The organism is Vibrio sp. R-1 (assembly GCF_035615595.1).
Classification (GTDB): domain Bacteria; phylum Pseudomonadota; class Gammaproteobacteria; order Enterobacterales; family Vibrionaceae; genus Vibrio; species Vibrio cholerae.
This window is the reverse complement of the sequence record NZ_WPDC01000320.1, coordinates 1-443: the sequence shown is the minus strand read 5'-3', so window position 1 is coordinate 443 and position 443 is coordinate 1. Positions and strand designations below refer to the sequence as shown.

Here is a 443-nt window from a genome sequence, read left to right as displayed (position 1 = left end):
GAAATTTGAAGCGACAAAGAATAGAAACATTCATCACTATCAATGAGCTGATAACCAAGCGATTTGTAAAATCTTACCGCGGCCTCATTTCGGATAAAGCTGGATAACGTCACCCGGTTTCTCCCCTCAGCATCCGCACGACTATGGACATAATTCATTATCTTTTGCCCAAATTTTTGGTTCTGAAACTCGGGAAAAACAACCAGTAGATGAACATGAATTGCATTGTCATAAGGTTTGAAACACAACATGCCAATTCGCTGACCTCCTTGTTCTACCCAGTGAAACCAACTAGGGTCATAGTCTCTTTTTAGACGGTTGCGTTGAAAGTCATCATCCCAACCAAAAACGGCATCAACATGTGAATAAATGCCCTGCTTTACAACAGAAAAAAGACTATCGAATTCTTCACTTTCTATTGGTCGTAATTTGATATCCATATT

Annotated in this window: 1 protein-coding gene; it reads right to left on the bottom strand. The window is 39.5% G+C overall.

Features of this window, described 5'->3' with window-relative positions; genetic code table 11:
• Nucleotides 1-443, bottom strand: a 443-nt coding sequence (locus tag GOU96_RS18325) for a GNAT family N-acetyltransferase (RefSeq protein ID WP_324702126.1), incomplete at both ends; no start/stop codon positions are given.